Source organism: Streptomyces marokkonensis (assembly GCF_008312835.1).
In the GTDB taxonomy this organism is placed as follows: Bacteria; Actinomycetota; Actinomycetes; order Streptomycetales; family Streptomycetaceae; genus Streptomyces; species Streptomyces marokkonensis_A.
Genome location: NZ_VSKS01000002.1, coordinates 61,764 through 85,035 on the forward strand (window position 1 = coordinate 61,764; position 23,272 = coordinate 85,035).

A 23,272-nucleotide genomic window follows, 5' to 3' on the forward strand; every position below is an offset into this window, starting at 1 on the left:
CGACCGACGGCACCGTCGGCGGTCGTCGACCGGAGGGGCCGCGCCCTTCGCACCCCGGAAGGAACCCCGGCCATGGCCATGGACGCCATCTCCGTCATCCGCACCAAGCGGGACCGCGGCGAACTCAGCGACGAGCAGATCGACTGGGTGATCGACGCGTACACCCGCGGGGAGGTGGCCGACGAGCAGATGTCGGCCCTCGCCATGGCGATCCTGCTCAACGGCATGAACCGGAGCGAGATCGCCCGCTGGACGGCCGCGATGATCGCCTCCGGTGAGCGCATGGACTTCTCGTCCCTGTCCCGCCCGACCGCCGACAAGCACTCCACCGGAGGCGTCGGCGACAAGATCACCCTCCCGCTGGCCCCCCTCGTCGCGGCCTGCGGCGCGGCTGTCCCGCAGCTGTCCGGCCGCGGCCTCGGCCACACCGGCGGCACGCTCGACAAGCTGGAGTCCATCCCCGGCTGGCGCGCCCTGCTCTCCAACGAGGAGATGCTGTCCGTGCTGGACGGCACCGGCGCGGTGATCTGCGCGGCCGGCGACGGGCTGGCCCCCGCCGACAAGAAGCTCTACGCGCTCCGCGACGTGACCGGCACGGTCGAGGCGATCCCGCTGATCGCCTCCTCGATCATGTCGAAGAAGATCGCGGAGGGCACCGGCTCCCTGGTGCTGGACGTGAAGGTCGGCACGGGCGCCTTCATGAAGACGCTCGACGACGCCCGCGAACTGGCCCGCACCATGGTCGGCCTGGGCACCGACTCGGGCGTGCGGACGGTCGCCCTCCTGACCGACATGTCCACCCCGCTCGGCCTGACCGCGGGCAACGCGCTCGAGGTCCGCGAGTCCGTCGAGGTCCTGGCCGGCGGCGGCCCGGCGGACGTCGTCGAGCTGACCCTCGCCCTCGCCCGCGAGATGCTCGACGCGGCCGGCCTGAAGGACGCCGACCCGGCCAAGGCCCTCGCCGACGGCTCCGCGATGGACGTCTGGCGCCGCATGATCGCGGCCCAGGGCGGCGACCCGGACGCGGAGCTGCCGGTGGCCCGTGAGCGGCACGTGGTGAACGCCCCGGCCTCGGGCGTCCTGACCCGCCTCGACGCCTACGGCATCGGCGTCGCCGCCTGGCGCCTCGGCGCGGGCCGCGCCCGCAAGGAGGACCCGGTGCAGGCGGGCGCGGGCGTCGAACTCCACGCCAGGCCCGGCGACCGGGTGACCGAGGGCCAGCCCCTCCTCACCCTCCACACGGACACCCCGGACCGCTTCGACTACGCCCTCCAGGCGGTCGAGGGCTCGTACGACGTCGCCCCGGAGGGCACGGAGTTCACGGCGACCCCCGTGGTACTGGAACGCATCGCCTGACAGGCCGTCCGGGTGGGACCGGCGGCCCGCCGCCGGTCCCACCCGCCGTCACCCCAGCAGGGCCGCCACGGCCACCAGCACCGGCACCGACAGCACCGTCGACACCAGGATCGCCTCCCGGGCCAGCCGCTCGCCCACGCGATAGCTGCTCGCATAGGTGAACAGGTTCTGCGCGGCCGGGAGGGCCGAGGTCACCACCACGTCCAGCAGATGCGCCCCGCGCAGCCCGAAGACACCCACCGCCAGCGCCCAGGCGACCAGCGGCTGGCCCACCGCCTTCAGCGCCACGGCGAGGAGGACGGCACCCCGGTCCCCGCCCCGCAGCGGCAGCGTGCTGCCGCGCAGCGAGATGCCGAACGCGAGCAGCACGGCCGGAACCGCCATGTTGCCTATCAGGACCACCGGGTCCAGGACCGGCCCGGGTATCTCCACACCGGCCGCCGACACCGCCACCCCCGCCAGCGACCCCAGCGCGATCGGGTTCCGCAGCGGCGTGAGCAGCCGCCGCCACAACGCCTGCTTCTCGCCCGCCGTCGACAGGTCCAGGATTGTCAGCGCCACCGGCGTGACCCCGACCAGCTGGAACAGCAGCACCGGCGCCACGAGCGAGGCGTCGCCCAGGACGTATACGGCGATCGGAATGCCGAGGTTGCCGGAGTTGACGTAGCTGGAGCACAGGGCGCCGATGGTGGTGCGGCCGACACCCCAGCCGCGTACGGCACCCACCGCGACGAAGACGCCCGCCACCGCCGCCGTGCTCAGCGCGGTGACCAGCAGCCGGTCCGAGAAGACCACCGACAGGTCGGCCCCGGCCAGGGTGGTGAACAGCAGGGCCGGCGACGCCACGTGGAACGCCAGCCTCGTCAGGACGTCGCGGCCCTGAGCGCCGAGGTGCCCCCGGCGGCCGATGACATAGCCGACGCCGATGACGACGGCGATCACCAGGAACCCGCTCAGCACCCCCTGCACGGCGGCTCCTCGCGGCGGTGGGCGGCACCGGACACCAGGGGCTGAGCGGATCTGCGGCACATGCGGCCAACCCTCCGGGGCAGGTCGCGCCCGGGTCAATGTGATCCTCGCGGCGCCCCGCGCGATGAATTACGCGACCCCGGCCGGTCTACCGGTTGTGGACGCCATGACACCGCCCGTACTCGTGATCAGCGGCCCTCTCACCCGGGACGAGGTGAGCGGGCCGTGCGACGCGCTGCGGGCACTCCTGGACGGCGGCGGGACGGGCGGGGTCGTCGTCTGCGACGTCGGCGGACTGGGGCCACCCGGGCTCGCCGCCGTGAACCTGCTCGCGCGGCTCCAGCTCACGGCCCGCCGCGCCGGGGGCCGGATACGGCTGCGCGACCCCTCCGCGGCGCTATGCGCCCTGCTCGACCTCGTCGGCCTCCGCTTCGAGATGGAGGGGCAGCCCGAACAGCGGGAACCACCGCTTGGTGTCCAGGAAGCAGTGGAACCCGGTGATCCGGCCGTCTGAGATCTCCAGCACCTGCACCGCCCACGGCGTGAACCCGCCGGCCTCCGGGTCGGGCTTGTACTGCGCGAACCCCGGCAGCCCGTTGACCTCCACCGGCACCAGCCGGGAGTTCGCGCAGGGGGAGCCGAGCGTCGTCATGAAACCCGTGATGTCGTCGGCGCCGGTCAGCCACAGGTCGAACGGCGGCATCGTCATGATGGCGTCCTCGTGGAGCAGCGCGGTCAGCGCCGACATGTCGTACCCCTCGAACGCCGCCACGTAGCGCTCGAGCAGTTTCCGCTGCTCCTCGTCGAGCGGGTCGGACACCGACGCCTCGGCGCCGGGCTGACGCCGCTCGGCGAGCGTCGCCCGGGCCCGCTGGAGCGCGCTGTTGACCGACGCGACCGACGTGCCCAGCAGCTCGGCGACCTCGCTCGCCTTCCAGGCCAGCACCTCGCGCAGGATGAGCACCGCACGCTGCTTGGCCGGCAGCTGCTGGAGCGCGGCCATGAAGGCGAGCCGCACCGACTCCTTGGCGACCGCGGCCTCCGCCGGGTCGGCGGGCGTGGGCAGCACCCGGGAGTCGGGCATCGGCTCCAGCCACGTGTTGTCCGGGCGGGGCGCCAGCGCGGCCCGCGCCAGCGGTGTGGACTCGGTGAGATCCATCGGCCGGGCCCGCTTGTTGCCCGCCGTCAGCATGTCCAGGCACACGTTGGTCGCGATGCGGTACAGCCAGGAGCGCAGGCTGGAGCGGCCCTCGAACCTGTCGTAGCTGCGCCAGGCGCGGATCATGGTGTCCTGCACCGCGTCCTCCGCCTCGAAGGACGAGCCGAGCATCCGGTAGCAGTACCCGGTCAGTTCGACCCGGTACTCCTCCAGCCTGGCGTCCAGGTCGGTCGTCGTCGCCGTGCCGTTCGTCATCGTCCACCCACCCCATGTGGCGTCTTCGTGGCGCACTATCGCACCCACCACTCCGGAAGCTACCGCAGCCCACTGACAACGGCCCCTCGAGCGGGCGAACGCCCAGGTCAGCACGGTGGGGCAGGAGTTCTTCCGCCCCGCCGCCCCTTCCCGTCCCGGCCCTGGAGGCTGCGCCCCCAGACCCCCCTTCCGGCCCTCGACGGGCCTCGTCCTCAAGCGCAGGACGGGCTGGTTGCAAGCCCCTCCGGCGTTCGAGGAGCGGGGGTCCGGGGGCACGCCCCCGGGGTCGGGAAGGGGCGGCGGGGCGCGGGACGTCAGGCCGGCCGGACCACGGCCGCCCGCGCCGCCGCGCGCGTACCGGCCAGGGTGATCGCCGCGACCCCGGCCACGGCCACCAGGCCGACCCCCACCGTCCCGGCCCACCCACCGGCGTGGAAGGCCAGCGCACCCACCGTGCTCCCCGCGCTGGAGCCGACGTAGTAGGCGGACTGGTAGAGCGCGGCCGCCTGCGCCCGACCCACGTCCGCGGTCTTCCCCACCGCCGACGACGCCACCGCGTGCCCCGCGAAGAACCCCGCGGTGATCAGCACCAGCCCCAGCAGCACCAGCGGCAGCGACTCCGCCAGCGACAGCAGCAGGCCCGCCGCCGTGGTCCCGCCGCCCGCGTACAGCGCCCCCCGGCGTCCCAGCCGGCCCACCAGCCGCCCCGCCGCCGAAGCCGAGACCGTGCCCACCAGATAGACCAGGAAGACCGAGCCGGCGATGCCCTGCGGCAGCGAGAACGGCGCCTCTGTCAGCCGGTACCCGACGACCGTGTACACACCGCCGAACACCGTCATGAACAGCGCGCCGATCGCGAACAGCCGCCGCAGCAGGGGGTTCGCCAGATGGCCCCGGACCGTGCCGGCCAGCACGCGCGGCCGCAGCGAACCCGGCCGGAAGTGCTTCGGCGCCGGCAGCAGCAGCCGGAAGGCCACCGCGCACGCGACCGCGATCACCCCGATCACCCCGACGGCGACCCGCCAGCCCCACTCCTGCGCCACCCAGCCGGTGATCACCCGGCCGCTCATCCCGCCGACGCTGTTGCCGGCCACGAACAGCCCGATCGCCGTCACCAGCGCCTTGGGCGTGACCTCCTCCGCGAGATACGCCGTCGCCGAGGCGGGCAGTCCGGCCAGCGCCGCGCCCTGCAGCGCCCGCAGCGCCACCAGCACGCCCAGCGACGGGGCGAAGGGCACCAGCAGCCCCACCGTCACGGCGACAGCCAGGGAGACCGTCATGACCGTGCGCCGTCCGTAGCGCTCCGACAACGCGCTCATCGGCAGCACGAACAGCGCCAGGCCACCGGTCGCCGCCGACACCGTCCAGCTCGCGTCGCTCGCGCTCACCGCGAAGTCACCGGAGACCAGCGGCAGCAGGGCCTGGGTGGAGTACAGCAGCGCGAACGTCGCGACACCCGCGAGGAACAGGGCGAGACTCATCCGGCGGTAACCGGGCCCGCCCGGGGACATCCGGGACCCGGAGACGGGCGGCTGGGCGGAGGGAACGGATGCGACGGCGCCCACGCTGGTGGACGCCCCGGTACTGGCGGGATTCATGCCTCGAAGGTAGGGACGGCCCCGCTCATCCGTCCAATGCACGGAATCGCCATAATCGTTCCCATGGAGCATCAGCGGAGGTCACGGAACCGGCTGTCACAGAGCAGTGACACACGAGACACGGACGACATGTCGAGACTGCTCGCCCCCCGCCTCGCGCACTTCGCCGGCGTCGCCCGCACCGAGCACGTCACGCGCGCCGCCCAGGAGATGCAGGTACCGCAGTCCACCCTCTCCCGCGCGATGGTCCGCCTGGAACAGGACCTGGGCGTCGAGCTGTTCGCCCGCCACGGCCGCACGGTCTCCCTGACCCCCGCCGGCCGCACCTTCCTCACCTCCGTCGAACGCGCCCTCGCCGAGATCGGACGCGCCGCGGAGGAGGTGCGCGCCGACGCCGACCCCGCCACCGGCAAGGTCGCCTTCGGCTTCCTGCACACCATGGGCGCCGAGACCGTGCCCGGCCTGCTGCACGCCTTCCGTGCCGACCACCCGCGCATCCGGTTCAGCCTCGTCCAGAACTACGGTGAGGCCATGCTGGAGGGCCTCCGCGCGGGCGAACTCGACCTGTGCCTGACCTCCCCGGTGCCCGACGCCCCCGACCTCGTCGCCCGCCGCCTCGACGAGCAGAAGCTGCGCCTGGTCGTCCCCGTCGACCACCGCCTCGCCGGCCGCCGCCGCATCCGCCTGGCCGAGGCCGCCGACGAGACGTTCGTGACCCTGGAACCCGGCTACGGCCTGCGCCGCATCACCGACGACCTCTGCGCCCAGGCGGGCTTCAAACCGCGTATCGCCTTCGAGGGCGAGGAGGCCGAGACCCTGCGCGGACTGGTCGCCGCGGGCCTGGGCGTGGCCCTCCTTCCCCCGCCCCCGTTCCCCCGCCCCGGGGTGGTGGAGCTGACGGTGACGGCTCCCAGGGCGGCACGAGAGATCGGTGTGGCCTGGCTCGCCGGCCGTCCGGACACACCCCCGGTGGCCGCCTTCAAGAAGTTCCTGCTCAGTAAGAGGGGCACCTTGCTGCCGACTTGAGAGGGCATGACCGGCTGCCGGCGCAGGGGCCGGCGCCCCAGGGGCGCGGGGCCGTATCGATGCCCGGCTCCGCCGCGTGGGCGCGGCCGGCCACCGACGACCCGCGCAGTCGCAGGCCGGCAAACCACCCCAACGGCGCTACCGCCGCCGCAGTGACCTGCCGAACCCCGCCGCGAGCGGCATCCGCAACCCCAGCGGCGGAGGCGCCGCCAGGGCGTCCTGCACGGGACGCGAGAACGCCCGCCCGAACAGCGCCCCCATCACGAAGTCCTCGGCCAGCGCCATCACTTCGTCCCGGTACTGGCTCAATCCGTGCCCGTCCGAATGGACCTCGAACCGGCACACGTCCCGGTTCGCCTTCTTCGCCCGCGCCGCCAGCCGGAACGACAGCTCGGGGTCGGTCCGCGCGTCATTGGTGCCGTGCACGATCAGCACGCGCCGGCCGGCGAGCTGTTTCACCGGTTCGGGTGGTGCCGCCACGTCCTCCTCCGGCAGCCAGGGTGCCAGCGCCAGCACGGAGTTGACGGCCTCGTGGCCCCCCGCGCGGAGCGCGGCCCTGCCGCCCATGCCGAGGCCGACCAGGCAGACGGGGACGTCCCCGTAGCGTCGTACGGCCTCGTCGGCGGCCCAGGTGGCGTCGTGCGCGAGATGCGCCTCGCTGCCGTTCCAGCCCCGCCAGCGGTAGTGGACGACGTGGGCGGCGAGGCTCTGCTCCCTTCCCGCGCGGGTGAGACGGCGGCCGAGGCCCCGTACGGAGGCGGCCGCCCACAGGGGGGACGGCCGGCGGCTGGAGACCTCCTCGCCGCCCGGGAGCAGCAGCACCACACCGCTCACCGCCGTCGGCTCCGGGCCGAGCGCCCTCCCCAGCCGGGCCGTGCGAACCGGCGTCGCTTGCTGTGCCATGACAGAACATTCTCAGAAGCGTCGGTGTACGCGACCCGTCCGTGCGGTCACCGTTACGTATCGACGGATTCGCGCACCGAGTGATCTACGCGCGTAGGAGTTAGAGTGCGGAGATGACGAGCCAGACCATCGCGAACACCCCGACCGCGGACCAGATCCGCCGGGCGCCCAAGGTTCTGCTGCACGACCACCTCGACGGCGGGCTGCGCCCCGGCACCGTCGTCGACCTGGCCCGTGAGACCGGCTACACCGGTCTCCCCGACACCGACCCCGACAAGCTCGCCCTCTGGTTCCACCAGGCCGCCGACTCGGGTTCCCTGGAGCGGTACCTGGAGACGTTCTCGCACACCGTCGGCGTCATGCAGACCCGCGACGCGCTCGTCCGGGTCGCCGCCGAGTGCGCCGAGGACCTCGCAGGGGACGGCGTCGTCTATGCCGAGGTGCGCTACGCCCCCGAACAGCACCTCGAAGGCGGGCTGAGCCTCGAGGAGGTCGTCGAGGCGGTCAACGAGGGGTTCCGGCAGGGGGAGCGGCGCGCGAAGGAGAACGGCCACCGCATCCGGGTCGGTGCCCTGCTCACCGCGATGCGGCACGCCGCCCGCGCCCTGGAGATCGCCGAACTCGCCAACCGCTACCGGGACCTGGGCGTCGTCGGCTTCGACATCGCGGGCGCCGAGGCCGGCTACCCGCCCACCCGGCACCTCGACGCCTTCGAGTACCTGAAGCGGGAGAACAACCACTTCACCATCCACGCCGGTGAGGCGTTCGGGCTGCCGTCCATCTGGCAGGCCCTCCAGTGGTGCGGCGCCGACCGGCTCGGGCACGGGGTGCGCATCATCGACGACATCCAGGTCCACGACGACGGCACCGTCGAGCTCGGCCGGCTCGCCTCCTACGTCCGGGACAAGCGCATCCCGCTGGAGCTGTGCCCGAGCTCCAACCTCCAGACCGGGGCCGCCGCCTCGTACGCCGAGCACCCCATCGGTCTGCTGCGCCGGCTGCACTTCCGGGCCACCGTGAACACCGACAACCGCCTCATGTCCCACACGAGCATGAGCCGGGAATTCGAGCACCTGGTCGGGGCCTTCGGTTACACGCTCGACGACATGCAGTGGTTCTCCGTCAATGCGATGAAATCAGCGTTCATTCCTTTCGATGAACGACTGGCCATGATCAATGACGTCATCAAGCCCGGATACGCCGAGCTGAAATCCGAATGGCTGTTCCGGCAAACCGCCTCCACCAGCGGTTCCGTGGCCACGGAGGGCTGAACGCGGCCTTCTCGGGAAACGAGGAAACCAGCGGTGTTCACAATCCGTCCGCATTTCGATGTTTGCGGCGGGTGGTGCCGCGTGTTTACGGTCACAGCACCGCTCACATCCCCGTATCCCATTTCGAGGACACATTTTCATGAAGCAGTCTGCTGCCAAGACCCTCGGTGCCGCCGCTCTCGGTGCCGCCTTCGCCGTCGCCGGTGCGGGCGTCGCCAACGCGGCCCCGGCCGTCCCGGACGCCGTTCCGTCGCTGGACACCGTCACCCAGGCCGTTCCGGCCGAGCGGCTGTCCGGTGCGGTGCCGGGCCCGTCCGGGGCGCTGGCGACGGGGCAGGAGCTGGCCGGCACCGGCATGGCGACCGTGCAGCCCGTGGCCGAGAAGGCGGGCCCCCAGGTTCCGGGCGCCGGTCTGCTCGGCGGTCTGCCGCTGCACGCGGTGCCCGCCCAGGGCCTCAACGTCAACGGCGTTCCGCTCGGCGGCTGACCGCCAGGCGCACACGGCCGATGGGGCGCACCCCGATGTCGGGGTGCGCCCCATCGGCGTACTCGCGGGGAGATGGTTCCGGGGGGCGGTTACCAGGCCGTCCGTGCCTTGTCCTCCGAGGGCAACAGGATCCACAGGGCGATGTACAGCAGGAACTGCGGGCCCGGCAGCAGGCACGACGCCAGGAAAATCACCCGCATCGTGTTCGCGGAGGTGCCGAAGCGCCGGGCCAGCGCGGCGCACACTCCGCCGATCATCCGGTCGTTGGTGGGGCGGGCGAGGCGGCTCATGACGACTCCTTCGTGAGCGGTGGGAGGCCTCCCGACCGGCTGCCTCCATGCACTCCACGTTACGGAGACGAAGGGGGCAAAGCGTCGCTCCACGGGGCGATCCCGACCCTGGGAATCGTCGGGGTCCTACCCTGAGCCGGCTCCTCCGGAAGAGGGGCTCCGGCGGGCAGCCACGCCGTCCTGCGGCGCAGCCAGGCACGGCCCGCGGGCACCACGGCCGCGTGCGCGAGCGCCGCGCCCGCCGTGTTCAGCAGCAGCGAGTCGACGTCCACGACCTGCCCCGGCACCGCCGTCTGCAGCATCTCCACGGCCAGCGAGACCAGCGCGGTCGCGGTCATGGTGCGGATCAGCGAACCCAGCCGTGACACGGCCAGGCGCCCACCGGCCATCGGGAGCAGCACGCCCAGCGGCGCCAGCAGCGCCATCGCCTCAGCGGCCCGGCGGACCCCCGTCACCCACCCCAGCGCGAAATCCGCCCGGATGCCGTCGAACGGCCGCAGATTCGCGGGCATCACCCAGGGGACGTCCAGCGGGCGCAGCGTGTACCAGGCGACGAACGCGAGATGCGCGGCCAGGAGGAGTCCTCCTGTCACCCGGATGCGGAATGCGGCGGTGCCGCCGATGAAGCCTTGACGCTGCACGACCCCCTAGACGCGGCGTTCGGCACGATCGGTTCCGGGATGTCACCCGTTCACCGGGTGAGGCCTGCGCCACAGTCCGCGGAGACGCCCGGCCCGCCCCGCGGATCAGCCCTCCGTGACCTCCGAGGAGGGCGGCTCCTCGTCGGCCGGACGGGACCGGACCTCGCCGGTGCACTTGTAGCGGCGCGGCCGGCTGTCCTCCGGTCCGCCCAGGATCACCGAGCCGTCGCCCTCGGCCGCCGCCGAGTCGGAGAAGGTGCACACGACCTGCGCCAGCGCGGAGGAGGGCAGGCTCCCCGGCGCGGTGCTCAGCCGCAGCGTGTCCTCCGGGTCGCCCGGCCGCGGACCGCTCACGGTCGTCCCGCGCCGCACGCGCGTGGTGTACCCGGCCTCCCGCTCGGCGTCCGACGGCTCCTCGGACAGCTCGTCCAGCAGCCCCTGCGCCACCAGCACCCGCCGCGCGTCCGCCGCCCCGTCCGGCACCCGTACCGTCCGGTCCACCGCCACCAGGGACGACCCGCACAGCAGGAACACCTGCACCGGCAGCCCGCGCACGGCCTGCGTCGACACCTCAGGCTCGGCCAGCGAGCAGCGCACCCGTGAGGGCGCCGGACCGAAGTCGGTCGGCACCTCCGTGGCCCGGATCCCGCACCCCGTCAGCAGCGCCCCGAGCGCCCCGACGGCCAGCAGCCCCCGTGCGCCCCGTACGGCCGCACGCCGCACCGCCATCCGTCGTCCGTCCATCAGGCGTCCTCCCCGGCGCCTTCGTCCCCGGCGTCACCGGCCTTCTCCGAGGAGCCGCGCGCGGAGACGTCCCGCGGCAGCCGCAGCGTGAAGACGGCGCCGCCCTCGGGAGAGTTGGCCGCGGTGATCTCGCCGCCGTGGATGTGGGCGTTCTCCAGCGCGATGGACAGCCCCAGGCCACTGCCCTCGGAACGCGGCCGGGAGGCACTCGCCTTGTAGAAACGGTCGAAGACGTGCGGCAGGACCTCCTCCGGGATGCCCGGCCCGTGGTCGCGCACCTCGATGACCACCGTGCCCCCGTCCCCGGCGTCCTCCGCGCCCTCCGCCACGGACTCCCGCACCGCCACCCGCACCGGCGAACCGCCGTGCTTGAGCGCGTTGCCGACGAGATTGGCCAGGATCACGTCCAGCCGGCGCGGATCGATCCGCGCGTGGATGCCGCGCTCGGCGTCCAGGTCGACCGCGTCCAGCCAGGCACGCGCGTCGATGCAGGCGGTGATCTGGTCGGCGACGTCGACGTCGTCGAGGACCAGACGGGCGGTGCCCGCGTCGAAGCGGGTCACCTCCATCAGGTTCTCCACCAGGTCGTTCAGCCGCCGGGTCTCGCTCACCACCAGCCGGACGGCGGGCTCGATCATCGGGTCGATGCCGCCGCCCTCGAACTCGAGCTCCTCCTCAAGGACCTCGGTCACCGCCGTGATCGCGGTCAGCGGCGTACGCAGCTCATGGCTCATGTCCGCCACGAACCGGCGTGACGCCTCGTCCCGCGCGGCCATGTCGGCCACCCGCTTCTCCAGCGCCTCGGCCGCCTTGTTGAACGTACGGGAGAGATCGGCGAGTTCATCGGTGCCCGACACCCTGAGCCGGGTGTCCAGCTTCCCCTCGCCGAGCCGCCGCGCGGCCACTCCCAGCCGCTGCACCGGCTTCAGCACCGTCGTCGCGGCGGCGTGCGCGAGCAGCGCGGAACCGATCAGCGCGAGGGCCGTGGCGATCCCCAGCGACCAGGCCAGCGAGTTGAGGTCCTTGGCCTCCGGCTCCAGCGACTTCAGCATGTAGCCCGTCGGCCCGCCGCCGATCACCCGCGTCCCCGCCACCAGGTACGGCGTGTCGTCGTCCACGGTCCGCTGCCAGTACAGACGGTGCGGGTACTTGTTACCGGACGTGATCTCCTGCCGCTCGGTGACCGCGTCCCGCAGCGAGCGCGGCACGTCCTTCAGTGAGAAGCCGTTCAGCCCGCCCGAACTGCCGTACACCGTCCGCCCGTCCGGGTCCTCCGCGACCAGCAGCACGGTGAAGCGCTGACTGCTGGTCGCCATCTGTCCCGCGGTGCGCTGCAGTTCGTCCTGCGTCGGGTGCTCGGGCAGCGCGCCCGCCCGGTTCTGCATCTCCCGCTCGAAGTCGCGCAGCACCGCGTCCTGGGTGCGGGTCAGCACGGACTCGCGGTTCAGCCAGTAGGCGATGCCGGACGCGGACACCGCGGCGGTGAGCGCGACCAGCCCGAACACCACGACCAGCCGCAGCCGCAGGCTGGTGAACCGCAGCCGTGACCAGACTCCCCTGCGCGCCGCGGACCAGCCGCGAGGCCCCCCTTGGTGCTCGTGTGTCACTGAGGCGGATCCAGCCGGTAGCCGACACCGCGCACGGTACGGATCAGCGTCGGGGACGACGGCACGTCCTCGACCTTGGCACGCAGCCGCTGGACACAGGCGTCCACCAGACGCGAGTCGCCCAGGTAGTCGTGCTCCCACACCAGCCGCAGCAACTGCTGCCGGGACAGCGCCTGGCCCGGCCGCCGGCTCAGCTCGAGCAGCAGCCGCAGCTCGGTCGGCGTCAGCTGGAGGTCCTCGCCGTTCTTCGTCACCGTCATCGCCGAACGGTCGATGACCAGGCTGCCGAAGGTCGCCGAGTCGCTGGACTCCCGCTCCCCGCGCCGCAGCACCGCCCGGATACGGGCGTCCAGCACCCGGCCCTGCACGGGCTTGACGACGTAGTCGTCGGCGCCGGACTCCAGCCCGACCACCACGTCGATGTCGTCGTTGCGCGCGGTCAGCAGGATGATCGGCAACTGGTCCGTGCGCCGGATGCGACGGCACACCTCGAACCCGTCGATGCCGGGCAGCATCACGTCCAGCACGATCAGATCCGGGCGCTGCTCACGCAGCAGCTTCAGACCGTCCTCACCACTGGCAGCGGTCGCGACCCGGTGGCCCTGGCGCGTCAGGGAGAGCTCCAGGGCCGTGCGGATGGCGTCGTCGTCCTCGATCAGCAACAGGGAAGGCACGGGCTCATTCTGGCCCATGGAGGGCTTCCTGTTCGACCCGTGGGCGGCAGATGCCCATTGGGCCCGCATACGTGCCGCTACGTGCACGGACATCTGTGAAGGATCTGTGGTCCCGCCGTGGCCGACCCCTGTGACACGTCTGTGACAGTCGGCTGACACGGCCATGAAGGTCCCCCGGCAAGCTTCTCGGCACAAGCACAACAGCAGGACGAAACACCGGAAGTCCACGACGGGGGGCGCGAGATGAACACGCTGCACGGCACCAGCTCCAGCGCAGTGATCACGCGTCTGCACGACGTGCACCGGGGTTCCGAGAAGTCCGGTGCGGCGGGCATGCGGGGGTGCGCTCGCGGCACCGGACGTCAGCACACCGCGATCATGACGGTGGTTGACGCGTCCACGGGGGACACCAGCGGGGGGAACGCGTACGGGGAGGCCTCGGGGGAGCGGCGTACTCCGGAGCGGACGGCGGACGCCGAAGCGGCGTTCACCGCCTACGTCCAGGAGCGCCGCGCCTCCCTGTACGCCACCGCCTACCACCTGACCGGCGACCGTTTCGAGGCCGAGGACCTGCTGCAGAGCGCGCTGTTCTCGACCTACCGGGCGTGGGACCGGATCAGCGACAAGGCGGCGGTCGGCGGATACCTCCGCCGCACCATGACCAACCTGCACATCAGCGCGTGGCGCCGCCGCAAGCTGAACGAATACCCGACCGAGGAACTGCCGGAGACGGCCGGTGACACGGACGCGATGCGCGGCACCGAGCTGCGCGCCGTCCTGTGGCAGGCGTTGGCCCGGCTGCCGGAACTCCAGCGCACCATGCTGGTCCTGCGCTACTACGAGGGCCGCACGGACCCGGAGATCGCGGACATCCTCGGCATCAGCGTCGGCACGGTGAAGTCCAGCATCTGGCGGTCGCTCCGCCGGCTGCGCGAGGACGAGGTCCTCAGCTTCGGCCGTGACGAGGAGGACACCTTCGGGGAGCTCGTCGCCTGAAGGCAGGGGGAACGGGGGAACCGCGGGGACGCCGGGGGACGTCGTCGCGGCAAGGGGGATCGGGGGATCCGGGGGAACAAGAGGGGGAAGCACAAGGGGGTCACGGGGGACCCCTGGGATCCGGGGGGATCACGGGGGATCACGGGGGAGTGCGAAACAGCGGGACTGGAGGGGCCGGGGGGCCCGCCCAGTCCCGCCTTTCGTGTGCGTGTGGCTCGTGCGCGCGGGTCACCGCGTACGCGCCTCCCGCTAGGCCGGCGCGCCGGTGCTGGTGCTCGTACCCGACGTCGCACCGGCACCCGTCGCCGTACGTCCGGAGACCGCCGCGGCGGCGAGGCGGCCCAGTGCTTCGTCCCGGTCGCACGCGTACGCGCCCAGCGCCGTCTGGCGGGCGACGATCGCCCGCTCCAGCCGCATCAGCCGCCAGCCGCGGCGCAGCAGGAACGGCACCGACTTGCGGCCCTCCCTGAGGTCCCGCAGGAAGCGCCGCCGGAACGTCCGCACCGGACCGCGGCTCAGGCACAGCGCGTCGGCCAGCAGCCCTCGTTCGCGGCAGCGGTCGACGATCTCCGCGGCGAAGATCCCCTCCGCGATGAACAGCGGGGTCCCGCCGATGTCGACGGTCCCCTCGCCCGTACGGGCGCTCAGTGAGATGTCGTAGACGGGGACCTGGGTACGACGCGTCCGGCACAGCCGCTCGATCGCGGCGACGGCGGTGTCCGCGTCCCAGGAGCCGGGGTCGTCCCAGTCGATGTCCGAGGTGCCCGCGACGAGGGGGAGGGTCGGGTCGTCGCCCTCCTTGTAGAAGTCGTCGAGACGCAGCACCGGGAGGCCGGAGCGGGCCGCGAGAAGGGACTTGCCGGAGCCGGAGGGGCCGCAGAGCAGCACGACTCGCGCGGATATGGGCGACTGGGAACTCACGGGACACCAGTGTGAGGCATCGTTCGGGTGGCCCACGACCCCGAGGTGCGGCTTTGAAGCGCGCGTCACATCTCAACTACGCTTCGCGTCGACCCGATCACTCAGCGAAGCAAGAGGTGGCACAGCGATGGCCCGACACAAGGCACCCACGACGCCGACCGCCCGACGCGTCCTGGCGGCCCTCGCGACCGCGGGCGTGGCCCTCGGCGCCGGCGCGGCCACGGCGGCGGCCGCGGACTCCGAGGCGCCCCTCGGCGATGCCGGCCAGGTCGTGGGTACGGTCGCGGACCTCAAGCCCAACCCGCTCGCCGGCACGGGCGTCGACCCGCTCGACAACGGCGTCAGCACGCAGGTCGCCGACTTCCGGGCGGTGGACTCCCGGGAGGTGACCGGTCCGGTCGCCCAGGCGCCGTCGGTCGACAGCATCCCGGGGGCCGGACAGGCGACGGACCTGCTGAGGAGCTGACCGGGCGGGTGCGCGGCGCCGGAGCGCCGTGCCCCTCCCGGACGGAGGAGGGACACGGCGCTCCGGCTGTGGGTGGGGCGCCGCTCAGTAGGCGGAGCCCGACGCGCCCAGGGAACCCGTCGGGTGCCACACCGTCTTGGTCTCCAGGAACGCCGTCATGCGCTCGGTGCCGGGAGTCGCCGACCAGTCGTCCACAGGCTGTGGACGGAGAACCCGCTTGAGGTTGTCCGCGGCCGCGATCTCCAGCTCCTTCGCCAGCGCCTCGTCGGCGCCCGCCAGGTCGATCGCGTTGACGTCCTGGTGGGCGGCCAGCGGGGCGGCGATCTCCGCCGTACGGCCGGAGAGGATGTTGACCACGCCGCCCGGCAGGTCGGAGGTGGCCAGCACCTCGCCGAGGGACAGGGCGGGGAGGGGGGACCGCTCGGACGCCACCACGACCGCCGTGTTGCCCGTCGCGATCACCGGGGCGACCACCGAGACCAGGCCCAGGAAGGACGACTCCTGCGGGGCCAGCACGGCGACCACGCCCGTCGGTTCGGGCGAGGACAGGTTGAAGAACGGGCCCGCCACCGGGTTGCCGCCGCCGACCACCTGGGCGATCTTGTCGGTCCAGCCCGCGTACCAGACCCAGCGGTCGATCGCCGCGTCCACCTGGAGGCCCGCCTTGGACTTCGACAGCCCCTCGGCGCCGGCGACCTCCGCGACGTACTGGTCACGGCGGCCTTCGAGCATCTCCGCGATCCGGTAGAGGATCTGGCCGCGGTTGTACGCCGTCGCGCCGGACCAGCCGCCGAACGCCTTCCGTGCGGCGACGACCGCGTCACGGGCGTCCTTGCGGGACGAGAGCGGGGCGTTGGCCAGCCAGTTGTTCTTGGAGTCCGTCACCTCGTACACCCGGCCGCTCTCGGAACGCGGGAACTTCCCGCCGACGTACAGCTTGTAGGTCTTCAGTACGGAAAGTCGTGCGTCAGACATCGAGGTACGCCTCCAGGCCGTGGCGGCCGCCCTCGCGGCCGAAGCCCGACTCCTTGTAGCCGCCGAACGGCGACGTCGGGTCGAACTTGTTGAACGTGTTGGACCAGATCACGCCCGCGCGGAGCTTGTTCGCGACCGCCAGGATGCGCGAACCCTTCTCCGTCCAGATGCCCGCCGACAGGCCGTACGGGGTGTTGTTGGCCTTGGCGACCGCCTCGTCGGGGGTACGGAAGGTCAGCACCGACAGCACCGGGCCGAAGATCTCGTCACGGGCGACCGTGTGCGCCTGGGTGACCTTCGTGAACAGCGTCGGCGCGAACCAGTAGCCGTTCTCCGGGAGTTCGCAGGCCGGGGACCAGCGCTCGGCGCCCTCCGCCTCGCCCCGGTCGGCCAGCGCGGTGATCCGGGCCAGCTGCTCGGCGGAGTTGATCGCGCCGATGTCGGTGTTCTTGTCCAGCGGGTCGCCGAGGCGGAGGGTGGTGAGGCGCCGCTTGAGGGAGTCGAGGAGTTCGTCGTGGATCGACTCCTGGACCAGGAGGCGGCTGCCCGCGCAGCAGACCTGGCCCTGGTTGAAGAAGATGCCGTTGACGATGCCCTCGACGGCCTGGTCGATCGGGGCGTCGTCGAAGACGATGTTGGCGCCCTTGCCGCCCAGTTCGAGGGTGACCTTCTTGCGGGTGCCCGCGACCGTGCGCGCGATCTGCTTGCCGACGGCGGTCGAACCGGTGAAGGCGACCTTGTTGACGTCCGGGTGGGCGATCAGCGCGGCTCCGGCGCGGCCGTCGCCGGTGAGGATGTTGACGACGCCCTTGGGCAGGCCCGCCTGACGGCAGATGTCCGCGAAGAACAGCGCGGAGAGCGGGGTCGTCTCGGCGGGCTTCAGGACGACCGTGTTGCCGGTCGCGAGCGCCGGGGCGATCTTCCACGCCAGCATCAGGAGCGGGAAGTTCCAGGGGATGACCTGGCCCGCCACACCGAGGGGGCACGGGTTCGCGCCGTAGCCGGCGTGGTCGAGCTTGTCCGCCCAGCCCGCGTAGTAGAAGAAGTGCGCGGCGACCAGGGGGAGGTCCGCGTCACGGGTCTCCTTGATCGGCTTGCCGTTGTCGAGGGTTTCCAGGACGGCGAGCTCGCGGCTGCGCTCCTGGATGATCCGGGCGATGCGGAACAGGTACTTCGCGCGCTCGGAGCCCGGAAGCGCCGACCACTTCTCGAACGCCTTGCGGGCGGCCTTCACCGCGCGGTCGACGTCCGCCTCCCCGGCCTCGGCGACCTCGGAGAGGACCTCCTCGGTGGAGGGGGAGACGGTCTTGAAGACCTTGCCGTCGGCGGCCTCGGTGAACTCGCCGTCGATGAACAGGCCGTACGACGGGGCGATGTCGACGACCGAGCGGGACTCGGGCGCCGGTGCGTACTCGAATGCGGATGACCGCTTGTCCATGGTCTTTTCCGTGGTCATGGGGATCAGTCCACCGTCACGTAGTCGGGGCCGGAGTAGCGGCCGGTGGCCAGCTTCTGGCGCTGCATCAGCAGGTCGTTCAGCAGCGAGGAGGCGCCGAAGCGGAACCAGTGGTTGTCCAGCCAGTCCTCGCCCACGGTCTCGTTGACCAGGACCAGGAACTTGATGGCGTCCTTCGACGTGCGGATGCCGCCGGCCGGCTTCACACCGACCTGGACGCCCGTCTGGGCGCGGAAGTCGCGGACCGCCTCCAGCATGAGGAGGGTGTTCGCGGGGGTCGCGTTGACGGCGACCTTGCCGGTCGAGGTCTTGATGAAGTCGGCCCCGGCCAGCATGCCGAGCCAGCTCGCCCGGCGGATGTTGTCGTACGTCGAGAGCTCGCCGGTCTCGAAGATGACCTTGAGGCGGGCGTTCGTCCCGCAGGCCTCCTTCACGGCGGTGATCTCGTCGTACACCTTCATGTAGTGCCCCGCGAGGAACGCCCCGCGGTCGATGACCATGTCGATCTCGTCCGCACCGGCGGCGACGGCCTCGCGGACGTCCGCCAGCTTGACGGCGATCGGGGCGCGGCCGGCCGGGAAGGCGGTGGCGACGGAGGCGACCTTGACGTCGGAGCCGGCGACGGCCTCCTTCGCCGTGGCCACCATGTCGGGGTACACGCAGACCGCCGCCGTGGAGGGGGTGGTGCGGTCGGTCGGGTCGGGACGGACCGCCTTCGCGCCGAGTGCCCGGACCTTGCCCGGGGTGTCCGCGCCTTCCAGCGTCGTCAGGTCGACCATCGAGATGGCGAGGTCGATGGCGTACGCCTTCGCGGTCGTCTTGATCGAGCGGGTGCCGAGGGAAGCGGCACGCGCCTCCAGGCCGACCGCGTCGACGCCGGGCAGCCCGTGGAGGAAGCGGCGCAGTGTGCTGTCGGACGCGGTGACGTCGCTGAGAGCGTTCGGTGCAGTGGTGGGCATGGTCACCAGACGAGCATATCTACGCGCGTAGCGGCTGTACAGCCCCGGGAGGCATCTCGTGGGCCCGCGGCCGCTCGCGGTGCGCGGTCTCCACCGCGTACGAGGTCTCCGGGGGCGTCGTGCAGAATCGGGAGCATGACGACCCCCGAGCACCAGTCGCCTGACCCGGAGCCCTCGAAGCCCTCCGGGCCCGCGGCGCCCCAGTACCAGGACCGCATCTACCGCTCGCCCGCGGGCATCGTCGGCGGTGTGCTGCTGCTCGCCATCATCGGCTGGCTCGGCATCGACGCCGTGGTCGCCGGAGAGGGCCGCACCCCCTGGCTCGCCCTCGCCACGATGCTCCTGCTCGTCCCGCTGGTCGTCGCCTACACCGTGCGCCCCGCCGTCTACGTGAACGACGACCGGCTGCGCGTCCGCAACCCGTTCCGCGTGATCGTGCTGCCCTGGGGGCAGGTCGCCTCGCTGCGGTCCGGGTTCTCCAACGAGGTCGTCGACGACTCCGGCACCAAGTACCAGCTGTGGGCCCTGCCGGTCTCCCTGCGGGCCCGCAGCAAGGCGGCCCGGCACGAGGCGCGGGTGGCGGCGCAGGCCGCTCGTGGTGACGGCGGGAGGGCCGGGGCCGGGGGCGGCAGCCGCGGGGGTCGCGGGGGCGGCCGCGGGTTCGGTCCCGGGGGCGTTCCCGCGGCGCCTCGGCAGGCCGAGAGCGACCGGGCCATGGCCGAGATGCGCGAGCTGCACGAGCGGCGGCAGGAGGCCGAGGCGGCGCAGGGCGAGGTGACCGTGCGATGGGCCTACGAGATCGCCGGGCCGGCCGTGGCCGGGGCTGTGTTGCTGGCGGTTCTGCTGGCCGTGGGGTGAGTGAGGCGGCGGGGGCCGGGTGACGCGGGAGTGGGCCACGCGGGGCGGGTGCGCCCCGCGTGGGTTCTGCTCAGATGCCGGCTGCCTCGGACAGGTCCTGCTTGATCCTCCCGAGGAGCGCCGTCGCCCGCGTGCGGGCCTCGGGGAGGCCGGCCCTGGCCGCGACCGGGACCACCACCTCGAGGTAGCACTTCAGCTTCGGTTCCGTGCCGCTGGGGCGGACGATGACCCGCGCGCCTTCCAGGGTGTAGCGGAGGCCGTCCGTGGGCGGGAGCTTCTCCGTGCCCTCGGTGAGGTCCTCGGCCCTGGTGACGCGCAGGCCGGCCAGCTCCGTGGGCGGCTGTTCGCGCAGGCGGCGCATCGCGGAGGCGATGAGGCCGAGGTCCTTCACCCGGACCGAGAGCTGGTCGGTGGCGTGCAGGCCGTGCTCCACGGCGAGGTCGTCGAGCAGGTCGAGGAGGGTACGGCCGTCCTCCTTGAGCTCGGAGGCCAGTTCCGTGAGGAGCAGCGCCGCCGTGATGCCGTCCTTGTCGCGTACGCCGTCCGGGTCGACGCAGTAGCCGAGGGCCTCCTCGTAGCCGTAGCGCAGGCCCTCGACCCTCGCGATCCACTTGAATCCGGTCAGGGTCTCCTCGTAGGGGAGGCCGGCCTTCTCGGCGATGCGGCCGAGGAGGCTCGACGACACGATCGACTCCGCGAACGTGCCGGTCGCTCCGCGGCGGACCAGGTGGGCGGCGAGCAGGGCGCCGACCTCGTCGCCGCGCAGCATGCGCCAGTCGGCACCGTCCCAGACGGCGGCGGCACAGCGGTCGGCGTCGGGGTCGTTGGCGATGACCAGGTCGGGGCCCGTCTCGCGGGCCTTCGCGAAGGCGAGGTCCATCGCGCCGGGTTCCTCCGGGTTGGGGAACGCGACGGTCGGGAACTCCGGGTCCGGGTCCGCCTGCTCGGTGACCAGGGCCGGGGCGGGGAAGCCGGCCCGTTCGAAGGCGGCGAGGAGGGTGTCCTTGCCGACGCCGTGCATGGCCGTGTAGACGGTGCGGGCCGTGCGGGGGGAGTTCTCCGCCAGGACGTGCGTGGTGCGGGCGAGGTAGGCGTCCAGGACGGTGTCGTCGAGGGTCTCCCAGCCTTCCGTGGGGCGGGGGACCGTGGTGAGCGAGGCCACGGCGTCGATCTCGGCGGCGATCTCCGCGTCGGCCGGGGGGACGATCTGTGAGCCGTCGCCGAGGTACACCTTGTAGCCGTTGTCGCGGGGCGGGTTGTGGCTGGCGGTGACCTCCACGCCGGCGACCGCGCCGAGGTGCCTTATGGCGAAGGCGAGGACGGGGGTGGGGAGGGGGCGGTTCAGTACGGCCGCCCTGAGGCCGGCGCCGGTCATGACGGCGGCGGTGTCCTGCGCGAACGTCTGCGACTTGTGGCGGGCGTCGTAGCCGATGACGACGAGGCCGTCGGTGTGGCCCTGCTTCTTGAGGTACGCGGCGAGGCCGGCGGCGGCGCGGATGACCACGGAGCGGTTCATGCGCAGGGGGCCGGCGCCGAGTTCGCCGCGGAGGCCGGCGGTGCCGAACTGGAGGGTGCCGCTGAAGCGTGCGGTGAGCTCGGCGTGGTCGCCGGCGTCGATGAGGCGGGCGAGTTCCTCGCGGGTGTCCGGGTCGGGGTCCTCGGCGAGCCACGCCTGGGCCTGTGCGATGAGGGCGTCGTCTTGCACGGTCGGTCAGCCTCTCGTTGAGTCGGGTGGGGGTCGTATGCCTGCGGCGCAGCGGTCTGTGGGGTGGGGTGCGCGTAGCGCCCGGGGGTGGTGGGTGGGTCGGGGCCGGGTCGGGGGTGTCCGTCCTCGGACTGGCGCGACTGCGTTTGCTGAAGAGGCGGGGGCGCGGACGCGCCAGCCACTGCGGGCGGACACCCCCGCCCCGTCCCCTTTCCGCCGTACGCGCCCGCGCCACGCCCACCACCACACATGCCACACACCACGCGCGGCTGCCGGTCGCCACACGTGCGGATGCCGGTCGCCATGCGCGCGGCTGCCGGTAGCCACACGTGCGGATGCCGGTGGCCACGCACGCCACGCGCTGCACGCGCCTGGCCGGTCGCCATGTGCCGCGGCACGGGTGGGCGCGACGGCACCCACGCCGGGTGCCCGGGGTGCCGGGCGGGCGGATGCGGTCCCCGGCCGGCAACGGCACCGGTACGGGTGGGACAGCCGTCCACGTTCGGCTGGCCGCCTAGAGGCGACCGAGCACCCGCGCCAGCAGCGAACCCATCCGCGTAGCGGAGTCACGGCCCGCCTGGAGGACTTCCTCGTGGTTGAGCGGCTCGCCCGTCATGCCCGCGGCGAGGTTCGTGACCAGCGAGATCCCCAGCACCTCGGCTCCCGCCTCCCGCGCGGCGATCGCCTCGAGAACCGTCGACATGCCGACCAGGTCCGCCCCGATCACCCGAGCCATCCGGATCTCCGCCGGAGTCTCGTAGTGCGGCCCGGGGAACTGCGCGTAGACGCCCTCCTCCAGGCTCGCGTCGATCTCCTTGCACAGCGCCCGCAGACGCGGCGAGTAGAGGTCGGTGAGGTCGACGAAGTTGGCGCCGACGATCGGCGACGTGGCCGTGAGGTTGATGTGGTCGCTGATCAGGACCGGCTGCCCGGGGCGCATGCCCTCGCGCAGGCCGCCGCAGCCGTTGGTCAGGACGATGGTCTTGGCGCCCGCGGCCACCGCCGTACGGACGCCGTGGGCGACGGCCGCGACACCCCGGCCCTCGTAGTAGTGCGTACGGCCCAGGAAGACCAGGGCGCGCTTCGCGCCGACGCGGTACGAGCGGATCTTGCCTCCGTGGCCCTCGACCGCCGGCGGCGGGAAGCCGGGCAGCTCGGTGACCTGGAACTCGGCCTCGGGGGTGCCGAGGGCGTCCACGGCCGGGGCCCAGCCGGAGCCCATCACGAGGGCGACGTCGTGGGTCTCGGCGCCCGTGAGTTCGCGCAGGCGCACGGCTGCGGCGTCGGCTGCGGCGTACGGGTCGCCCTGGATGTCGTCCGGAAGAAGAGAAGCGTTCACGCCGTTGAGGGTAGCCGGTCTTCGCCTACGCGCGTAGATGTCTGAGGGGACGGGATGGCGATCGTTGTCTTGTCGTTTCCGGCGGGGTGCCCTCAGCAGGGGCGTTTGCGCAGCTCCATCACGTAGTCGTGGGGCGCGCCCGCGGACTCGGCGGCGTCGGCGATTTCGCCCAGGTAGCGGGCCGAGGGGAGGCCGCCCTCGTAGCTGTTCAGGACGTACGTCCAGGCGGGCTCCTCGCCGTCCAGGGTGTGGGCGCGGACCCGCGTGCGCCGGTAGAGGTCCAGGCCGCCCGCCCCTTCCCAGCGGTCGAGGGACTCCTCGTCCATCGGGGCGATGTCGTAGAGGGACACGAAGACCTGGGAGATCGGGTCCTCGACGAGGGTCGCGAGCGCGCCCTCCCAGCCCATGTGCTCGCCCCCGAACGTCAGCCGCCACCCGTTCAGCCAGCCGGTGGCGCGCAGCGGCGAGTGCGGTGCGCGGCGGGACATCAGCCGCGCGTCGAGGTTGCCGGCGTACGCGGCGTAGAGCGACATGGGGGAAGGGTACGGCAGCCGGAACGTGCGCCCCTCCGGTAACAGCGGGGCCACGGCCCGGCCCCCCGGGCGGTCGCACGGTGA

24 protein-coding genes are annotated in these 23,272 nt (G+C 72.6%); 8 read left to right on the forward strand and 16 right to left on the reverse strand.

Annotated features, from left to right (window positions below; translation table 11 throughout):
* Positions 1-78 precede the first annotated feature (78 nt).
* Positions 79-1,356: a thymidine phosphorylase gene (locus F1615_RS03055; RefSeq protein ID WP_208818255.1), complete on the forward strand. Its 1,278-nt coding sequence runs from the start codon at positions 79-81 to the stop codon at positions 1,354-1,356.
* A 48-nt stretch (positions 1,357-1,404) separates the two neighbouring features.
* Here F1615_RS03055 and F1615_RS03060 read toward each other — a convergent pair whose 3' ends face one another.
* Positions 1,405-2,325, reverse strand: a complete 921-nt coding sequence (locus F1615_RS03060) for an AEC family transporter (protein ID WP_149547299.1) — start codon at positions 2,323-2,325, stop codon at positions 1,405-1,407.
* A 166-nt stretch (positions 2,326-2,491) separates the two neighbouring features.
* Between F1615_RS03060 and F1615_RS03065 the strand changes: the two genes are divergently transcribed.
* Positions 2,492-2,839, forward strand: coding sequence for an STAS domain-containing protein (locus tag F1615_RS03065; protein ID WP_244328625.1), 348 nt, complete (start codon positions 2,492-2,494; stop codon positions 2,837-2,839).
* Here F1615_RS03065 and F1615_RS03070 read toward each other — a convergent pair.
* Complete coding sequence (locus tag F1615_RS03070) at positions 2,723-3,739, reverse strand: sigma-70 family RNA polymerase sigma factor (RefSeq protein ID WP_149547301.1); 1,017 nt, start codon at positions 3,737-3,739, stop codon at positions 2,723-2,725. The two genes, F1615_RS03065 and F1615_RS03070, sit on opposite strands and share 117 nt — an antisense overlap.
* Positions 3,740-4,053: 314 nt before the next feature.
* The gene (locus F1615_RS03075; protein ID WP_149547302.1) at positions 4,054-5,337 is read right to left on the reverse strand and encodes an MFS transporter; all 1,284 of its coding nucleotides are present in this window, start codon (positions 5,335-5,337) and stop codon (positions 4,054-4,056) included.
* A gap of 63 nt (positions 5,338-5,400) precedes the next feature.
* Here F1615_RS03075 and F1615_RS03080 point away from each other — a divergent pair, with 63 nt between their 5' ends.
* Positions 5,401-6,363, forward strand: a complete 963-nt coding sequence (locus tag F1615_RS03080) for a LysR family transcriptional regulator (RefSeq protein WP_149547303.1) — start codon at positions 5,401-5,403, stop codon at positions 6,361-6,363.
* A 138-nt stretch (positions 6,364-6,501) separates the two neighbouring features.
* On the opposite strand, the gene F1615_RS03085 is transcribed toward F1615_RS03080, so the two are convergent.
* Complete coding sequence (locus F1615_RS03085; protein WP_149547304.1) at positions 6,502-7,266, reverse strand: alpha/beta hydrolase; 765 nt, start codon at positions 7,264-7,266, stop codon at positions 6,502-6,504.
* Between the two features lie 113 nt (positions 7,267-7,379).
* Between F1615_RS03085 and F1615_RS03090 the strand changes: the two genes are divergently transcribed.
* Together F1615_RS03090 and F1615_RS03095 are read left to right on the forward strand one after the other, a co-directional pair.
* Positions 7,380-8,537 (forward strand): adenosine deaminase, encoded by a 1,158-nt coding sequence (locus F1615_RS03090; protein ID WP_149547305.1) that lies wholly within the window; start codon positions 7,380-7,382, stop codon positions 8,535-8,537.
* A 139-nt stretch (positions 8,538-8,676) separates the two neighbouring features.
* Positions 8,677-9,024, forward strand: coding sequence for an ATP-binding protein (locus tag F1615_RS03095; RefSeq protein WP_149547306.1), 348 nt, complete (start codon positions 8,677-8,679; stop codon positions 9,022-9,024).
* An 89-nt stretch (positions 9,025-9,113) separates the two neighbouring features.
* On the opposite strand, the gene F1615_RS03100 is transcribed toward F1615_RS03095, so the two are convergent.
* From F1615_RS03100 to afsQ1, 5 genes are all read right to left on the reverse strand, one after another.
* On the reverse strand, positions 9,114-9,314 hold the full coding sequence (locus F1615_RS03100) for a PspC domain-containing protein (protein ID WP_149547307.1): 201 nt from the start codon (positions 9,312-9,314) through the stop codon (positions 9,114-9,116).
* A gap of 59 nt (positions 9,315-9,373) precedes the next feature.
* Positions 9,374-9,955: a VanZ family protein gene (locus F1615_RS03105; RefSeq protein WP_149547308.1), complete on the reverse strand. Its 582-nt coding sequence runs from the start codon at positions 9,953-9,955 to the stop codon at positions 9,374-9,376.
* A 105-nt stretch (positions 9,956-10,060) separates the two neighbouring features.
* Positions 10,061-10,699, reverse strand: coding sequence for a hypothetical protein (locus F1615_RS03110; RefSeq protein ID WP_149547309.1), 639 nt, complete (start codon positions 10,697-10,699; stop codon positions 10,061-10,063).
* A complete protein-coding gene (locus tag F1615_RS03115; RefSeq protein ID WP_149547310.1) occupies positions 10,699-12,306 on the reverse strand; it encodes a sensor histidine kinase in 1,608 nt (535 codons plus the stop codon). Before F1615_RS03115 ends, F1615_RS03110 begins: the two co-directional genes overlap by 1 nt.
* On the reverse strand, positions 12,303-12,980 hold the full coding sequence (gene afsQ1 / locus F1615_RS03120) for a two-component system response regulator AfsQ1 (protein ID WP_024883374.1): 678 nt from the start codon (positions 12,978-12,980) through the stop codon (positions 12,303-12,305). The genes F1615_RS03115 and afsQ1 overlap by 4 nt, the downstream gene beginning before the upstream one ends.
* A gap of 243 nt (positions 12,981-13,223) precedes the next feature.
* On the opposite strand from afsQ1, the gene F1615_RS03125 reads away from it, so the two are divergent.
* Positions 13,224-13,976 carry a SigE family RNA polymerase sigma factor gene (locus F1615_RS03125; protein ID WP_149547311.1) on the forward strand — a complete coding sequence of 251 codons (753 nt, stop codon included), beginning with the start codon at positions 13,224-13,226 and terminating at the stop codon, positions 13,974-13,976.
* Between the two features lie 249 nt (positions 13,977-14,225).
* Here the strand turns inward: F1615_RS03125 and F1615_RS03130 are convergent, their stop codons facing one another.
* Positions 14,226-14,897: a uridine kinase family protein gene (locus F1615_RS03130; RefSeq protein WP_244328626.1), complete on the reverse strand. Its 672-nt coding sequence runs from the start codon at positions 14,895-14,897 to the stop codon at positions 14,226-14,228.
* A gap of 127 nt (positions 14,898-15,024) precedes the next feature.
* Between F1615_RS03130 and F1615_RS03135 the strand changes: the two genes are divergently transcribed.
* Complete coding sequence (locus tag F1615_RS03135) at positions 15,025-15,363, forward strand: hypothetical protein (RefSeq protein ID WP_149547313.1); 339 nt, start codon at positions 15,025-15,027, stop codon at positions 15,361-15,363.
* A gap of 84 nt (positions 15,364-15,447) precedes the next feature.
* Here the strand turns inward: F1615_RS03135 and F1615_RS03140 are convergent, their stop codons facing one another.
* The 3 genes from F1615_RS03140 to deoC are packed head-to-tail and all read right to left on the reverse strand — an operon-like array spanning position 15,448 to position 18,753.
* Positions 15,448-16,338, reverse strand: coding sequence for an aldehyde dehydrogenase family protein (locus tag F1615_RS03140; RefSeq protein WP_149547314.1), 891 nt, complete (start codon positions 16,336-16,338; stop codon positions 15,448-15,450).
* Positions 16,331-17,776, reverse strand: a complete 1,446-nt coding sequence (locus F1615_RS03145; protein ID WP_149547735.1) for an aldehyde dehydrogenase family protein — start codon at positions 17,774-17,776, stop codon at positions 16,331-16,333. Before F1615_RS03145 ends, F1615_RS03140 begins: the two co-directional genes overlap by 8 nt.
* Positions 17,777-17,799: 23 nt before the next feature.
* Positions 17,800-18,753 (reverse strand): deoxyribose-phosphate aldolase, encoded by a 954-nt coding sequence (gene deoC / locus F1615_RS03150; protein WP_149547736.1) that lies wholly within the window; start codon positions 18,751-18,753, stop codon positions 17,800-17,802.
* 135 nt (positions 18,754-18,888) lie between these two features.
* Here deoC and F1615_RS03155 point away from each other — a divergent pair, with 135 nt between their 5' ends.
* Entirely contained in the window at positions 18,889-19,611 is a 723-nt protein-coding gene (locus F1615_RS03155; RefSeq protein WP_149547315.1) for a PH domain-containing protein, read from the forward strand.
* Between the two features lie 70 nt (positions 19,612-19,681).
* Here the strand turns inward: F1615_RS03155 and F1615_RS03160 are convergent, their stop codons facing one another.
* The 3 genes from F1615_RS03160 to F1615_RS03170 all read right to left on the reverse strand — a co-directional run bounded on the left by F1615_RS03160 (position 19,682) and on the right by F1615_RS03170 (position 23,188).
* Positions 19,682-21,316: a phospho-sugar mutase gene (locus F1615_RS03160; protein WP_149547316.1), complete on the reverse strand. Its 1,635-nt coding sequence runs from the start codon at positions 21,314-21,316 to the stop codon at positions 19,682-19,684.
* Positions 21,317-21,830: 514 nt separating this feature from the next.
* Entirely contained in the window at positions 21,831-22,655 is an 825-nt protein-coding gene (locus tag F1615_RS03165) for a purine-nucleoside phosphorylase (protein ID WP_149547317.1), read from the reverse strand.
* 92 nt (positions 22,656-22,747) lie between these two features.
* The gene (locus tag F1615_RS03170; RefSeq protein WP_149547318.1) at positions 22,748-23,188 is read right to left on the reverse strand and encodes a gamma-glutamylcyclotransferase; all 441 of its coding nucleotides are present in this window, start codon (positions 23,186-23,188) and stop codon (positions 22,748-22,750) included.
* Positions 23,189-23,272: the final 84 nt, after the last annotated feature.

Coding starts and splice junctions, on each gene's coding strand:
- F1615_RS03055 (WP_208818255.1), top strand. CDS start 79: ATGGACGCCATCTCCGTCATCCGCACCAAGCGGGACCGCGGCGAACTC.
- F1615_RS03065 (WP_244328625.1), top strand. CDS start 2,492: ATGACACCGCCCGTACTCGTGATCAGCGGCCCTCTCACCCGGGACGAG.
- F1615_RS03070 (WP_149547301.1), bottom strand. CDS start 3,739: ATGACGAACGGCACGGCGACGACGACCGACCTGGACGCCAGGCTGGAG.
- F1615_RS03075 (WP_149547302.1), bottom strand. CDS start 5,337: ATGAATCCCGCCAGTACCGGGGCGTCCACCAGCGTGGGCGCCGTCGCA.
- F1615_RS03080 (WP_149547303.1), top strand. CDS start 5,401: ATGGAGCATCAGCGGAGGTCACGGAACCGGCTGTCACAGAGCAGTGAC.
- F1615_RS03085 (WP_149547304.1), bottom strand. CDS start 7,266: ATGGCACAGCAAGCGACGCCGGTTCGCACGGCCCGGCTGGGGAGGGCG.
- F1615_RS03090 (WP_149547305.1), top strand. CDS start 7,380: ATGACGAGCCAGACCATCGCGAACACCCCGACCGCGGACCAGATCCGC.
- F1615_RS03095 (WP_149547306.1), top strand. CDS start 8,677: ATGAAGCAGTCTGCTGCCAAGACCCTCGGTGCCGCCGCTCTCGGTGCC.
- F1615_RS03100 (WP_149547307.1), bottom strand. CDS start 9,314: ATGAGCCGCCTCGCCCGCCCCACCAACGACCGGATGATCGGCGGAGTG.
- F1615_RS03110 (WP_149547309.1), bottom strand. CDS start 10,699: ATGGACGGACGACGGATGGCGGTGCGGCGTGCGGCCGTACGGGGCGCA.
- F1615_RS03125 (WP_149547311.1), top strand. CDS start 13,224: ATGAACACGCTGCACGGCACCAGCTCCAGCGCAGTGATCACGCGTCTG.
- F1615_RS03135 (WP_149547313.1), top strand. CDS start 15,025: ATGGCCCGACACAAGGCACCCACGACGCCGACCGCCCGACGCGTCCTG.
- F1615_RS03140 (WP_149547314.1), bottom strand. CDS start 16,338: ATGTCTGACGCACGACTTTCCGTACTGAAGACCTACAAGCTGTACGTC.
- F1615_RS03145 (WP_149547735.1), bottom strand. CDS start 17,776: ATGGACAAGCGGTCATCCGCATTCGAGTACGCACCGGCGCCCGAGTCC.
- deoC (WP_149547736.1), bottom strand. CDS start 18,753: ATGCCCACCACTGCACCGAACGCTCTCAGCGACGTCACCGCGTCCGAC.
- F1615_RS03155 (WP_149547315.1), top strand. CDS start 18,889: ATGACGACCCCCGAGCACCAGTCGCCTGACCCGGAGCCCTCGAAGCCC.
- F1615_RS03170 (WP_149547318.1), bottom strand. CDS start 23,188: ATGTCGCTCTACGCCGCGTACGCCGGCAACCTCGACGCGCGGCTGATG.